This window comes from Hydrocarboniphaga daqingensis, assembly GCF_900129825.1.
Classification (GTDB): domain Bacteria; phylum Pseudomonadota; class Gammaproteobacteria; order Nevskiales; family Nevskiaceae; genus Hydrocarboniphaga; species Hydrocarboniphaga daqingensis.
Genome location: NZ_FQWZ01000003.1, coordinates 74,003 through 86,276 on the forward strand (window position 1 = coordinate 74,003; position 12,274 = coordinate 86,276).

Genomic DNA, 12,274 nt, shown 5'->3' on the forward strand with positions numbered 1-12,274 from the left:
GTTCAACGGTGCCGTCTGATGCGCTTTGCCCTGTCGTTGTCGATCCTCGCGATCAGTGTCGCCTGCGGATCGTGGTCCCTGCCGCTGCACGCCCAAGCCGCGCCGGGTCCGATGCCGCCGGTGCCTGCCGCCGAGATCGACGTGGCGACGCTGGCGCGGATTCGCGACGCGGCCATGGCCAGCGACTATGCCTATCAGCGTCTGGCCGATCTCAGCGACAAGATCGGCCCGCGCCTGTCGGGCTCGGCCGGTGCGGAGGCGGCCGTTGCCTACGTCGCCGCCGCGATGAAAGCCGAAGGCCTGACCGTGAGCCTGCAGCCGGTCAAGGTGCCGCACTGGGTGCGCGGCCTGGAAACCGGCGAGTTGGTTGATTACGCCGGACGCCCGGCCGGCGTCACGCAGCATCTGCAACTGACCGCGCTCGGCGGCTCGGCGGCTACGCCGGCCAAGGGCCTGACGGCGCCAGTGCTGCTGGTGCGCAGCGTCGCCGAACTGCGCGAGCGCGCCGCCGAGGCACGCGGCAGCATCGTGCTGATCAGCACGCCGTTCAATCAGAACTACGCCGACAACGGCCAGGCCGGGCAGGCCTACCGTGAGGCTGGCGAGCCGCGCTTCATCGGTCCCTCGGTGGCCGCACAAGCCGGCGCCCGGGCCGCGCTGGTGCGCTCGGTCGGTGGTGCGAACTACCGGTTGGCGCACGCCGGCACCACGCGTTGGAGCGACGGCGTGGCGCCGATTCCCGCCGCGGCGCTGACCGCCGAAGACGCGATGCTGATCGAGCGCTTGGCCGCGCAGGGGCCGGTGTCGCTGAAGCTGGTGCTGACGCCGCAAACGCTGCCCGATGCCGACAGCCACAACGTGCTCGCCGACCTGCCAGGCCGCGAAAAACCCGACGAGGTGGTGATCGTGTCCGGGCACCTGGATTCCTGGGACCTCGGCACCGGCGCGATGGACGACGGCATGGGGGTCGCCGCCGCGATGGGCGCAGTGCAGGTACTCAAATCGCTCGGGCTGGCGCCGCGCCGCAGCGTGCGCATGGTCGCCTGGATGAACGAGGAAAACGGCGGGCGCGGCGGCAAGGCGTATTTCGATGCGGTGAAAGACCGCATCGCCACCCAGTCGGCTGCAATCGAGAGCGACTTCGGCTTGGCTGGCCCGCTGGGCTTCAGCGCGTCGATCAGCGAGGCACAGGCCAAGCGGCTTGCGCCGGTGGGTCTGGTGCTGCGCGCGATCGGTGCTGGCGTTGTCGATACCGTGGCCGGCGACGTCGGCGCCGATATCGCACCGCTGCAAGCAGCCGGCGTGCCCGGCATTGCGCCGCTGGTCGATGGCCGTCACTACTTCGATCTGCACCACACGGCGGCCGACACGTTCGACAAGATCGACCCGCAAGCGCTGCGCCGCCAGACCGCGGTGCTCGCGGTGCTGGCGTACGCGCTGGCCGATTTGCCCGAGCCGCTGGAGCGCGCGCCGACCGCGCCGCGCTGACGCGGCGACGCCGCAGTGCCGGCGGCGGCTAGCGCGCCGGCACCGTCGGTGTTGCTAGCTCAGCGCGGCGACGATGCGCTCAGCGTGGCCCTTGATCTTCTGCATGTCGCCCATCTGCGCGGCATGCATCGCCAACGGCTGCTGCACGTAACGCGGAATCACGTGGAAGTGGGCGTGAAACACCGTCTGCCCGGCGATCGGCCCGTTCAGCTGCACCACCTGGATGCCAGCGCACTGCATCGCTTTCTCGACCGCGCGCGCGATGCGCTGCGTGGTGCGGATGCAGGCCATCGCACTGGCTTCCGACAGCGCCATGATCGTCTGCGCCGGCTCCTTGGGGATGATCAGCGCATGGCCGTCGGACTGCGGCATGATGTCCATGAAGCTGAGCGTGTGCTCGTCTTCCCACAGCTTGAAGCACGGCAGCTCGCCGCGCAGGATCTTGGCGAAGGGGTTCTGATCGTCGTAGGCCATCGGCGTGTTGGGGCAAAGCCCGGCGTTGGAGGAGCGACGGTTTTACACCAATCCGCGTGCCCCGGTATGGGCGTTTCGCGGCGTCGATGCGAGGCCGGCGCTGGCATACTCGGCGCGACATCCATCGGTGAACTGCGTATGTGGGGCATACACGATCTGCCGCTGTTCATCGTCTCGGGCTTGCTGCTGAATATCGCGCCGGGGCCCGATTCGCTGCTGATCATGGCGCGCAGCGCGCAGCAGGGTTGGCGTGCCGGCGCGGCGGCCGCGCTCGGCATCGGCGCTGGCACGCTGGTTCACATCACGGCGGCGGCACTGGGCTTGTCGGCACTGCTGGCGACGTCGGCCGCCGCGTTCACGGTGCTCAAGCTGCTGGGCGCAGCGTATCTGCTGTACGTCGGTATCGGCCTGCTGCGGACGCGCGCGACGACGTCGGCGTCGCCACGGGCCGATGCGATCGCGCCGCTGCCGCTGTCGTCGATCTTCCGTCAGGGCCTGCTGACCAACGTGCTGAACCCGAAAGTGGCGCTGTTCTTTCTGGCGTTCGTGCCGCAGTTCATCGCGCCCGATTCACCGGACAAGGCACTCGCCTTCGTCGTGCTCGGCAGCATTTTCAACGTCAACGGCACGCTGTGGTGCCTGGCACTGGCCGCGTTCACCGCTGGTGCAAGCTCGCGCATCCGGCTGCCGGCTCGTGCCGGCCTGTGGTTGAACCGCACCATCGGCGCGCTGATGCTGTCCTTCGGGGTCAAGCTGGCGTTATCGTCGAGGTGACCTTCCGATGAGCGCGCAGGAGATGCCCGGCCGATGATCACGCAGCGTGTCGCGATCCTGCTGTTCGACAACGTCGAAGTGCTCGACTTTGCCGGTCCTTACGAAGTCTTCACGACCGCAACGCGCGTTGCGCAACAGCCCGTGTTCGAGGTGATGACCGTCGCCGCCGAGCCCGATGCCGTGCGTGCCCGCGCCGGCTTGGTCGTGCGTGCCGACTATGCACTGCACGCGCATCCGCCGGTCGACCTGCTGATCGTGCCCGGTGGCGTGGTCACCGCTGCGCTGGCGTCGCCGGCCCTCATCGACTGGATCGCCGAAGTGGCGTCGCAGAGCCGCCTCACGGCGTCGGTGTGTACCGGCGCGTTCCTGCTGGCCAAGGCTGGCGTCATCGACACGCAGACGGTGACCACGCACTGGGAAGACATCGACGATCTGCGCGCCGGCTGGCCGTCGCTGCGCGTCGTCGACGGCGTGCGCTGGGTCGACCAGGGCCGCATCGTGACCTCGGCTGGCATCTCGGCCGGCATCGATATGAGCCTGCACTTGGTCGAGCGCTGCGCCGGCCGCGAGCTGGCGCTGCGCACCGCGCGGCAAATGGATTTCGACTGGACCGGCAACCCCGAGGCCGCGCCGTAGCGGCCGCCCTCACCTCAAGGACGACAGACCTCACGATGTACACCGACGACGATCTTGAATCGGCCCTTCAGGCCGGCGTGCTCACCGACGACAACGTGGCCGCGTTTCGCGCTCACGTTGCGCAGCGTCACCATGCGGTGGCCGTCGACGAGGAATCGTTCCGGCTGGTCAGCAGCTTCAACGACATCTTCGTCGTCATCGCCTGCGCGATGCTGTTGCTGTCGATCAAGTGGATCGGCACCACGCTGGGCCAGCCGGGCCTCGGCGCGGCGGCGATCGCGACCGCCGCCTGGTTGCTGGCCGAATTCTTCGTCCGCCGCCGCCATATGGCCTTGCCGGCGATCGTGCTGCTGCTGGCCTTCGTCGCCAGCGTATTCAGCGCGCTGACGGCCGTGATCGGGACCGAACACGGCCAGACGACGGCTGCGATCGCGGCCGGCGGGACGGCCGTGGCCGCGTATCTGCACTGGCGTCGCTTTCAGGTGCCGATCACGGTCGCCGCCGGCACTGCGGCGGTGGCCTTGATGCTGACGCTGGGCTTGATCACCAGCGTCGTTGGCGGCGAGCGCTGGGTGCCGGCATTGCTGTTCGTGCTGGGCTTGGCGGTGTTTGCGCTGGCGATGCGCTGGGATGCTGCCGACACACAACGCCGGCACCGTCACAGTGACGTCGCGTTCTGGCTGCATTTGCTGGCAGCGCCGATGGTCGTGCACCCGGTGTTTTCGTGGATCGGCGTCGCCACCGGCCAGACGCATCTGCTGCAAGCGGTGATCGTCGTGGCGCTGTACCTGGGCATCGCGCTGATCTCGCTGGCGATCGACCGCCGCGCACTGATGGTGTCGTCGCTGTTCTACGTGCTGTACACGTTCAGCGCATTGCTCAAGGGCTATGGTGCGGTCAGCCTGAGCTTTGCCGTGACCGCGCTGACGATAGGGTCGGCGCTGCTGCTGCTGTCGGCGTTCTGGCATGCCAGCCGCGAGCGCGTGCTGCGCGTGCTGCCAGCGTCGCTGCAGCGACGCTTGCCGGCGTCGCGCTGAGCCGGCTGCGCGATCGCCGCACAAGAAAAAGCCCCGTCTCGACGGGGCTTTTTCGTTACCGCATGACGCGGCGTATCAAACCGCGTATCAGGCGCTGACCGTCGGCTTGGTCAGGATGTAGGCGCTGTCGGGCACGCTCTGCGTCTGCCGGCGGAACTCGAACGTGAAGCCCGGCCACAGCGCGGTGATCTTGCCGCTGCGGTGCTTGTACCAGCTCTTGCAGCCGGTGCTCCAGACCGAGGCGCTCAAGCGCTGCTGCAGCTTGCGGTTGAACTCGTCCTGCACGTCGGCGCGCACTTCGAGCGTGCCGTCGGTGCTGCGCAGCTTCGCCAGCAGGCGGCGGATCAGCGCGACCTGGCTCTCGATGATGAACACCATCGACGTGTGGCCGACGCCGGTGTTCGGGCCGACGATCAGGAACAGGTTCGGGAACTTCTTGACCAGCGTGCCCAGATACGCCTCTTCGCCGTTCTGCCATTCACTGGCCAGCGTCACGCCGTCGCGACCGTGGACGATGTGGCCGATCGGGTTTTCGGTGGCGTAGAAGCCGGTGCCGAAGATGATGCAGTCGACTTCGCGCTCGACGCCGTCGGTGGTGACGATACTGTGTTCGCGGATTTCGCGGATGCCCTGCGTGACCAGATCGACGTTCGGGCGCGACACGGCCGGATACCAGTCGTTCGAGATCAGGATGCGGCGGCAGCCGATCAGATAGTCGGGCGTGACTTTCTGCTTCAGCACCGGGTCCTTGACCTGGCGGTTGATGTGCGCCTCGCCGATCTTCTGGAACAGCTTCATGAACGCCGGGTTCAGCACCAGGCCGAACACGCGCGCTTCATGACCCCAGTAGATGAATGCGCGATACGCCTTGCGCAACAGCGGCACATGCTTGAACAGCGACTTGGTGCGGTCGGAGAAGGGCCGGTCGGGACGCGGGATGATCCAGTTCGGCGTGCGCTGGTAGACGTCCAGGCGGCCGACCTTGGGTGCGATCGCCGGCACGAACTGGATCGCCGATGCGCCGGTGCCGATCACGGCGACGCGCTTGCCGGCCAGGTCGTAGCCGTGATCCCACTGCGAGCTGTGGAAGGTCTTGCCCTTGAACGTCTCAACGCCGGGCACGTCCGGCAGCTTGGGCTCGGCCAGGCCGCCGTTGGCGAGCACCAGCGCGCGCGCGGTCAGGCTGCGGCTGACGCCGGCCGTCGTGACTTCGATCCGCCACAGCTGCGCGGCCTCGTCGTACACGGCGCCGGTCAGCGTGCTGTTGAACTGGCAGTTCGGCAGCAGCTGGTGCTGCTCGGCGACCTGACGCAGATACGCGTACAGCTCGGGCTGCGTCGGGTACAGCCGCGACCAGTCGGTCTTGGGCGCGAACGAAAACGAGTACAGATGCGACGGCACGTCGCAGGCCGCGCCGGGATAGCGGTTGTCGCGCCAGGTGCCGCCGACCGAATCACCGCGCTCGATCAGCACGAAGTCGTTGCGGCCGTCTTCGCGCAGCTTGATCGCCATGGCCAGGCCACCGAAGCCGGTGCCGACGATGGCAGTGCCGTAATCGGGTTTCACCCGCGGCGTGGAGGAGGTCGCAAGCGTGTCGGCAATGCCCATCGATGTGTTCCTGGGTGTGTTGCTGAAAGGAAGTTTCAAACTGACAACGTGTGATGTCACACTAATTCTGACAACGGTTGATGTCAAGGTTGAGGCGCCAGCACGACGAGGCCGGCGCGAACGTCTTGCGCTGGGCCGGGTGCTGCAGCCAGTGGAATCAACGGAAGGGCGCGGCCAACGGCGCCCCGGTACGGCGGCTCAGGCGTCGGTGATCCGGTCGATCAAGCCCCAAGCCAGCGCGGTGCGCGCGGGGATGCGCTTGCCCGACAGCACCCAGGCGGCGGTGCGCTGGCGACCGATGCGCCGGCTGATGCTGACGCAGCCGCCGGCGCCGGGAATCAGCCCGAAGCGCAGCTCCGGCAGCTGGAAGTGGGTGTCCGGATGCGCGCTCAGCGTCTGCGCAAACGCCGGAAACTCGATGCCCGAGCCGATGCAGGCGCCGTGAACATGAGCCTGCGTTGCCGCGTGCCGGCACAGCGCCAGCTCGCGGCCCGGCAGCGCCAGGCTGCGGACCCAGTGCGCAGTGGCGGGATCGGGCGCGGTGCCGAATTCGCTGAGCTCGCCGCCGGTACTGAAGCAGCGCCCGCGTGCGTCGATCGACAACACGGCAACGCTGTCGTCGGCGCGAATCCATTGCAGTGCTTCAACCAGGGCATCGCGCATCGCCAGCGTCATCGCATTGCGTTGCAGCGGCCGGTTCAAGTGCAGTTGCACGCGGTCGCCGTCGCGCTCGATCTCGACTGCGGGGCCGGACTCTTCGACGGGTGAAGGTGGCGGCGGGCGCGTTGCCAGCCAGCGCTGGAATTCAGCGCCGCGTTGCAGGCTGGCGTAGGCCAGCGATTCGACCACCAGCGCCGACGCCAGCGGCAACGACTCAATGGCGCGCAGTGTCTGCACCAGAACCGTCGCGGCCATCGGACTGCGCAGCAGGCCGTCGATCATCGACGCGGCGGCATCGGGCGTGTCGGCGACCGCATCGCAGGCGAGCGCCAGCGCCGCATGTGCCGCTGCGACCGGGCCGAGCGCGATGACCGGGCAGGGCAGCGTGCCGACACCATCGACCACGTCGGCCGCCGGCGACGCGGACTGCGGATCCCGCAGGTCGAGCAGCACGTAGGGCGCGACGTCGAGCGCCGCCGCCAAGGTCGCGGGATCGCGGCAGTACGCCTCGACCGTCGTCGGATCGATCAGCCGCATGGTGAGCCCCACCGAAGGGTGGAGCCGTGCCGCCGATACGACTCAGGCCGCTTGCGGTCCGCCATCATCACCGCCGCCGGCGACCTTGGCCGCCGCAGCACGTTCCAGGATTTCATGGCGGTGGACCGCCACGCCTTTGGGCGCCTTGATTCCGATTCGCACCTGGCTGCCTTTGACGCTCAGCACCGACACTTCCACTTCGTCGCCAATGATCAGGCTCTCGCCGACTTTCCTAGTCAGAATCAGCATTGCTCGTCGTCCTTTTGTGGACGCCGGTCGTTGCCGGCGTCGCGTACCCCGGCGGTCCTCCGTGCCTGTTGGCCGGATGCCGCACCCCGCTTGAGTATCGCACCTCCGTTGGACGCTGTATCGACCGTTTTTGTGCGAAAAAGCCGCGTTGAAATCGATTGTTGTCAAAAGTCGACCCCATCCGTTGCCGAGGCCTGCGATAGCAGCCAGTCGCGCAAGCGCAGCACATCGTTCAGCCGAGGATGATCGTGACGCCACAGCAGGTAGTAGCGGTTGGAGTCGGGTATCGCGATGTCGAACAGCCGCACCAGACGCCCTTGTGCGAGGTCACGCGCCGCCAAGGCTCGCCGCGCCAGCACCACGCCCTGGCCATCGGCGGCGGCGTCGAGCAACAGCGCCGAGTCGGTGTAGCTGACGCCGCGCGCCGTTTCGCGCAGCGACAGCCCGGCTGCGTGCAGCCACGGCTCCCAGGGCTGCCATGGGTTGTGCAGCAGCGCGCAGTCGACCAAGTCCGATGGTGTTGGCGGCAACTGGCCATCGCGATAGCGCGGGCTGCAGACCGGGAACAACTCGTCGTCCATCATCAGCACTTGCTGGACACCCGGCCAGCTGCCGCCGCCGTAGCGGATCGCGATGTCGACCGCGTCGTGCTGCAGGTCGACCAGCGCACCGCTCGGGTCCACCAGCAGGTCGATGTCCGGATGCGCTCGCTGGAACTGCGACAGCCGCGGCAGCAACCAGCAACGTGCCAGTGAGGGCAGCGTGCTCAGCGTCAGCGCAACGCGCCGCTCGGTCGGCGGGCGAACGTCGAACGCACGTTCCAGCAGCATCAAGCCTTGGCGGACGTTGGCCAGCAGCATCCGTCCGGCATCGGTTAGCAGCATGCTGTTGCGCTGACGTCGGAACAGCTTGGTGCCGACACGCACTTCGAGCGCCGCGATCTGGTGGCTGATCGCGCCGTGGGTCAGGGCCAGCTCTTCGGCAGCGCGGGAATAACTCTGATGACGCGCGGCGGCCTCGAAGGCTTGCAGCGCCTGCAGTGGCGGAAGGCGTAGCGACATGGCCGTCCGAGCATAGCGCTGCGCGGCGCGCGCTGTGAATCTGCTTCACGGGACGCGCCAGCAGGCTTCGATTCCGCTGACGCGCAGTGGCGCCGACAATACGCGCCCGCTACCCGTACCCGCCGCCGCTCGCGGCCCAGGCCGTACCCATGAGTCAGCCCGATCCGTCGTCCCCCGTGCTTGCACGCCTTGATCGCCGCGGCTTGCTGGCCGCGATCGGCGCATTCGCGATCTGGGGCCTGCTGCCGCTGTATCTGAAGCTGCTGCATCAGGCGCCGGTGTTCCAGATCATGACCCACCGCGTCGTCTGGTGCTGTCTGTTCGTGTTCGGTTGGCTCGGCGTGCGCGGCGAACTGGGGCATGTGACACGGGCGCTGGCCGACGGTGTCACGCGGCTGAGGCTGTTCGCGTCGGCGGTGATGATCACGATCAACTGGCTGACCTACGTCTGGGCCGTCGGCAACGGCCACGTCGTCGAGGCCAGCCTGGGTTACTTCATCAACCCGCTGGTGTCGGTGCTGCTGGGCGTGCTGTTTTTGTCCGAGAAGCTCAATCCGCGGCAGTGGATCGCGGTGGCGCTGGCGGCGCTGGGTGTGGCCTGGCTGACCTGGCAGGTCGGCCGGCCGCCGTGGATCGCGCTGACGCTGGCGTTTTCGTTCGGCTTGTACGGCTTCGTTCGCAAGACCGTCGTCGTCGACGCCGTCGCCGGGCTGGCCGTCGAAACGCTGCTGATTCTGCCGTTTGCGCTGGCGTGGTTGCTGTTCGAATACGGCCGCGGCGCTTCGGTGTTCGGCGTGGTGTCGTGGCAGCTCGATGCCTTGCTGGTTGCCAGCGGCCTGCTGACGGCAGTGCCGCTGGTGCTGTTCGCCTTTGGTGTGCGCCGCGTGCCGCTGACGACGATCGGCCTGCTGCAATACATGGCGCCGACGCTGCAACTGATCACGGCGCTGCTGGTGTTCAAGGAGCCGTTCACGGCCGTCCAGGCGGTCGGTTTCGGCTGCATCTGGCTGGGCTTGGTGGTGTACGCCGTTGATGGCGTGTGGCGCGGTCGGCCGGCGCCGGCGCTGCGCGTGGCCGCCAACGCCGGCCGCTGACGACGCCGCGCTCAGCGGCCGATCAGCGCGCGGACGTTGTCGAGCGTATCGGCTTCGGCGGCCGGCTTGTCCTGACGCCAGCGCGCGATCCGCGGAAAGCGCAGCGCGACACCGGCCTTATGGCGCGGGCTGGCCTGGATGCCTTCGAACGCGATTTCGAACACCTGCAGCGGCTCGACGCTGCGCACCGGGCCGAACTTCTCCAGCGTGTGGGCGCGGATCCAGCGGTCCATCGCCACCAAATCGGCATCGGTCAGCCCGGAATAGGCTTTGGCCACCGGCACCAGCGCATCGCCGCTCCACACGGCCAGCGTGTAGTCGGTGTACAGGTTCGAGCGGCGGCCGTGGCCGGCCTGCGCATACACGAGCACGCAGTCGATCGTCAGTGCATCGACTTTCCACTTCCACCACAGCCCGGCTTTGCGACCGGCGCCGTAGACCGAGTCGCGGCGTTTCAGCATCAGGCCTTCGACGCCGCGCTGCCGCGCCTGCTCGCGCTGCGCCCGCAACGCGTCCCAGTTCTGCGCGTCGATCGTCGGCGATGGCGTGAACGCGCTGCGATCACACAGCGCGGCCAGCGCGCTGCGCCGCTGCTGCAGCGGCTGTGCGCGCAAGTCGACGCCGTCGAGTTCCAGCAGGTCGTAGGGCATGAAGATCAACGGCGCGTCGGCCAGCGTTTTCTTGCCGGGTGCCTTGCGGCCGATGCGCGTCTGCAGCAGCGCAAATGGCGCCACCGCGCCGTCTTTCCACGCCAGCACTTCGCCGTCGAGCACGCAGCCGTCGGGTAGTGATGCAGCGGCGGCTTCGATCTCGGGAAAGCGGCCGTTGAGCAGCTCTTCGCCGCGTGACCACAGCCAGCATTGGCCTTCACGCCGGATCAGCTGGCCGCGAATGCCGTCCCATTTCCATTCGGCAAGGAACGCGTCGGCGGGGCCGACGGCGTCGGGTGCGGCATCGTCGAGCGGCTGCGCCAGACAAAACGGGTAGGGCTGCGACGGCGACTGTTGCGCCGGTGCCACGGCCTGCAGGGCGGTGAATGCCGCGGCCGACGGCTGCCATTCGCCCATCAGTCGATGCTGCATCACGGCGACGTCGACGCCGGACTGTGCGGCCAGGGCGCGCGCGGCCAGCCCGGCCGACACGCCGACGCGCAGCGCACCGGTCAGCAGCTTGGTGAATAGGAAGCACTGCTCGAACGGCAGTTGTTGCCACCAGGCAAACACGGTGTCGCGCTGCAGGTCCGGGTCGGCGCCCGCCAGCGATTGCAGCAGCGCCACGCATTCGTGCAGCGGCGGCGCACTGGCCTGGTCGGGCGCGATCCGGTCGAGGCGCGCATCGAGCAGCAGCGCGACGGTTTCGGCGAGGTCGCCGACATGCGCATAGCTGTCTTCGACCAGCGCCGGCGACAGGCCGGTGAGCTGGCTGATCCAGTCGCGCAGCCGCGTCGGCGGGATCACGCGCTTGAGCCGATGGCCCAGCAAGAAGTACAGCCCCCAAGCCGCGTCGGCCGGCGGTGCGTCGGCGAAATAGCGCTGCATCGCCGCGAGCTTGGCGCTGGTCGACGTCGTCGCGTCGAGCTGCGCGTACAGCGCGGCAAATTGGCGCATCAGCCCGCCGGGTTGGCGACAGGGTCCTCGCTGTCGGCCACGGCAGCCGCATCGTGCTGCGGCTCGCCTTCGTATTCGGTTTTCAGCGGCGCGGCGTCGATACCTTGCTCGCGGCACCACTGCACTAGCGCTTCGGTGTTGCCGTGCGTCGGCAGCACGCGCTTGGCGCCGGTTTCGGTGATCGTGCGCAGCAGCGACGGCCAGTCGGCGTGGTCCGACAGCGCAAAGCCGCGGTCGTAGGCCTGGCGCCGGCGCGAGCCGCGCACGCGCATCCAGCCGGATGCAAAGCCGGTCGAATAGGGCTTGAAGCGGCGCATCCATGGCGTACCGCCGGCGCCCGGCGGCGCCAGCAGCAGGCGCCCTTTCCAGTCGAAGAACTTGGGTTGGTTGCCGATCGCATCGGTCGGCAGCATCGCCACGCCGGCATCGCGATACAGCTTGACCAGCTTGGTCATCGCGCCGTGCAGATACACCGTTTCGTCGGTGTAGCGCATCAGCTCGGCGAGCACGCGCTGCGCCTTGCCCAGCGCGTAGCAATGCAGGATCGCGCACAGGCCCTGGGCCTTGCAGTCCTGCCACCATTCGTGGATTTCACGCGCGATCTCGGCCGGCTCCTGCCAGCGGTACACCGGCAGGCCGAACGTGGCCTCGGTGATGAACACATCGCAGGGCACGACTTCGAACGGCGTGCAGGTCGGATCGGGGTCGCGCTTGTAGTCGCCGGACACCACCCAGACCTGGCCCTGATGTTCGAGCCGCACTTGCGCCGAGCCCAGCACGTGGCCGGCCGGATGCAGCGACACCGTCACCGGACCAAACTCGACGCGCTGCCCGTAGGCCAGTGGCACGATGCCGGCGCCATAGCCGATGCGCTCGCGCAGCAGGCTCAAGCCGGGCGCGGCGCCCCAGTAGCGCTTGCTGCCCGAGCGCGCATGGTCGGCGTGACCATGCGTGATCACCGCGCGTTCGACCGGGCGCCAGGGGTCGATATGAAAATCGCCGGCCGGGCAGTACAGGCCCTGGCCGGTGGGAATGACGAGGTCGTTCAT

The 12,274-nt window shown here is 68.2% G+C and carries 12 protein-coding genes; 5 read left to right on the forward strand and 7 right to left on the reverse strand.

Features of this window, described 5'->3' with window-relative positions; all coding sequences use genetic code 11:
- Positions 1-18 precede the first annotated feature (18 nt).
- On the forward strand, positions 19-1,488 hold the full coding sequence (locus tag BUB09_RS06270; RefSeq protein ID WP_072895695.1) for a M20/M25/M40 family metallo-hydrolase: 1,470 nt from the start codon (positions 19-21) through the stop codon (positions 1,486-1,488).
- Positions 1,489-1,542: 54 nt separating this feature from the next.
- Here BUB09_RS06270 and BUB09_RS06275 read toward each other — a convergent pair whose 3' ends face one another.
- On the reverse strand, positions 1,543-1,962 hold the full coding sequence (locus BUB09_RS06275) for an HIT family protein (RefSeq protein ID WP_072895698.1): 420 nt from the start codon (positions 1,960-1,962) through the stop codon (positions 1,543-1,545).
- Positions 1,963-2,100: 138 nt separating this feature from the next.
- Here BUB09_RS06275 and BUB09_RS06280 point away from each other — a divergent pair, with 138 nt between their 5' ends.
- From BUB09_RS06280 to BUB09_RS06290, 3 genes are read left to right on the forward strand one after another with little or no spacing between them, the layout of a single operon-like run.
- Positions 2,101-2,736 (forward strand): LysE family translocator, encoded by a 636-nt coding sequence (locus tag BUB09_RS06280; RefSeq protein ID WP_072896624.1) that lies wholly within the window; start codon positions 2,101-2,103, stop codon positions 2,734-2,736.
- 36 nt (positions 2,737-2,772) lie between these two features.
- On the forward strand, positions 2,773-3,372 hold the full coding sequence (locus BUB09_RS06285) for a DJ-1/PfpI family protein (protein ID WP_072896626.1): 600 nt from the start codon (positions 2,773-2,775) through the stop codon (positions 3,370-3,372).
- 35 nt (positions 3,373-3,407) lie between these two features.
- Entirely contained in the window at positions 3,408-4,409 is a 1,002-nt protein-coding gene (locus BUB09_RS06290; RefSeq protein ID WP_072895701.1) for a hypothetical protein, read from the forward strand.
- An 87-nt stretch (positions 4,410-4,496) separates the two neighbouring features.
- Here BUB09_RS06290 and BUB09_RS06295 read toward each other — a convergent pair whose 3' ends face one another.
- The 4 genes from BUB09_RS06295 to gcvA form a co-directional block, all read right to left on the reverse strand.
- A complete protein-coding gene (locus BUB09_RS06295) occupies positions 4,497-5,975 on the reverse strand; it encodes a flavin-containing monooxygenase (RefSeq protein WP_245793166.1) in 1,479 nt (492 codons plus the stop codon).
- A gap of 240 nt (positions 5,976-6,215) precedes the next feature.
- A complete protein-coding gene (locus BUB09_RS06300) occupies positions 6,216-7,214 on the reverse strand; it encodes an enoyl-CoA hydratase/isomerase family protein (RefSeq protein WP_072895707.1) in 999 nt (332 codons plus the stop codon).
- A gap of 42 nt (positions 7,215-7,256) precedes the next feature.
- Positions 7,257-7,463 (reverse strand): carbon storage regulator CsrA, encoded by a 207-nt coding sequence (gene csrA, locus BUB09_RS06305; RefSeq protein ID WP_072895710.1) that lies wholly within the window; start codon positions 7,461-7,463, stop codon positions 7,257-7,259.
- Between the two features lie 164 nt (positions 7,464-7,627).
- Complete coding sequence (gcvA, locus tag BUB09_RS06310) at positions 7,628-8,524, reverse strand: transcriptional regulator GcvA (RefSeq protein ID WP_072895712.1); 897 nt, start codon at positions 8,522-8,524, stop codon at positions 7,628-7,630.
- 149 nt (positions 8,525-8,673) lie between these two features.
- On the opposite strand from gcvA, the gene rarD reads away from it, so the two are divergent.
- The gene (gene rarD / locus BUB09_RS06315) at positions 8,674-9,618 is read left to right on the forward strand and encodes an EamA family transporter RarD (RefSeq protein ID WP_072895715.1); all 945 of its coding nucleotides are present in this window, start codon (positions 8,674-8,676) and stop codon (positions 9,616-9,618) included.
- Positions 9,619-9,629: 11 nt separating this feature from the next.
- Here the strand turns inward: rarD and BUB09_RS06320 are convergent, their stop codons facing one another.
- Positions 9,630-11,225: an ATP-dependent DNA ligase gene (locus BUB09_RS06320; RefSeq protein WP_072895718.1), complete on the reverse strand. Its 1,596-nt coding sequence runs from the start codon at positions 11,223-11,225 to the stop codon at positions 9,630-9,632.
- Positions 11,225-12,274, reverse strand: coding sequence for a ligase-associated DNA damage response exonuclease (locus BUB09_RS16910; RefSeq protein WP_072895721.1), 1,050 nt, complete (start codon positions 12,272-12,274; stop codon positions 11,225-11,227). The genes BUB09_RS06320 and BUB09_RS16910 overlap by 1 nt, the downstream gene beginning before the upstream one ends.

Coding starts and splice junctions, on each gene's coding strand:
- BUB09_RS06280 (WP_072896624.1), top strand. CDS start 2,101: ATGTGGGGCATACACGATCTGCCGCTGTTCATCGTCTCGGGCTTGCTG.
- gcvA (WP_072895712.1), bottom strand. CDS start 8,524: ATGTCGCTACGCCTTCCGCCACTGCAGGCGCTGCAAGCCTTCGAGGCC.
- BUB09_RS06270 (WP_072895695.1), top strand. CDS start 19: ATGCGCTTTGCCCTGTCGTTGTCGATCCTCGCGATCAGTGTCGCCTGC.
- BUB09_RS06300 (WP_072895707.1), bottom strand. CDS start 7,214: ATGCGGCTGATCGATCCGACGACGGTCGAGGCGTACTGCCGCGATCCC.
- BUB09_RS06275 (WP_072895698.1), bottom strand. CDS start 1,962: ATGGCCTACGACGATCAGAACCCCTTCGCCAAGATCCTGCGCGGCGAG.
- BUB09_RS16910 (WP_072895721.1), bottom strand. CDS start 12,274: ATGAACGACCTCGTCATTCCCACCGGCCAGGGCCTGTACTGCCCGGCC.
- BUB09_RS06320 (WP_072895718.1), bottom strand. CDS start 11,225: ATGCGCCAATTTGCCGCGCTGTACGCGCAGCTCGACGCGACGACGTCG.
- csrA (WP_072895710.1), bottom strand. CDS start 7,463: ATGCTGATTCTGACTAGGAAAGTCGGCGAGAGCCTGATCATTGGCGAC.
- BUB09_RS06290 (WP_072895701.1), top strand. CDS start 3,408: ATGTACACCGACGACGATCTTGAATCGGCCCTTCAGGCCGGCGTGCTC.
- rarD (WP_072895715.1), top strand. CDS start 8,674: ATGAGTCAGCCCGATCCGTCGTCCCCCGTGCTTGCACGCCTTGATCGC.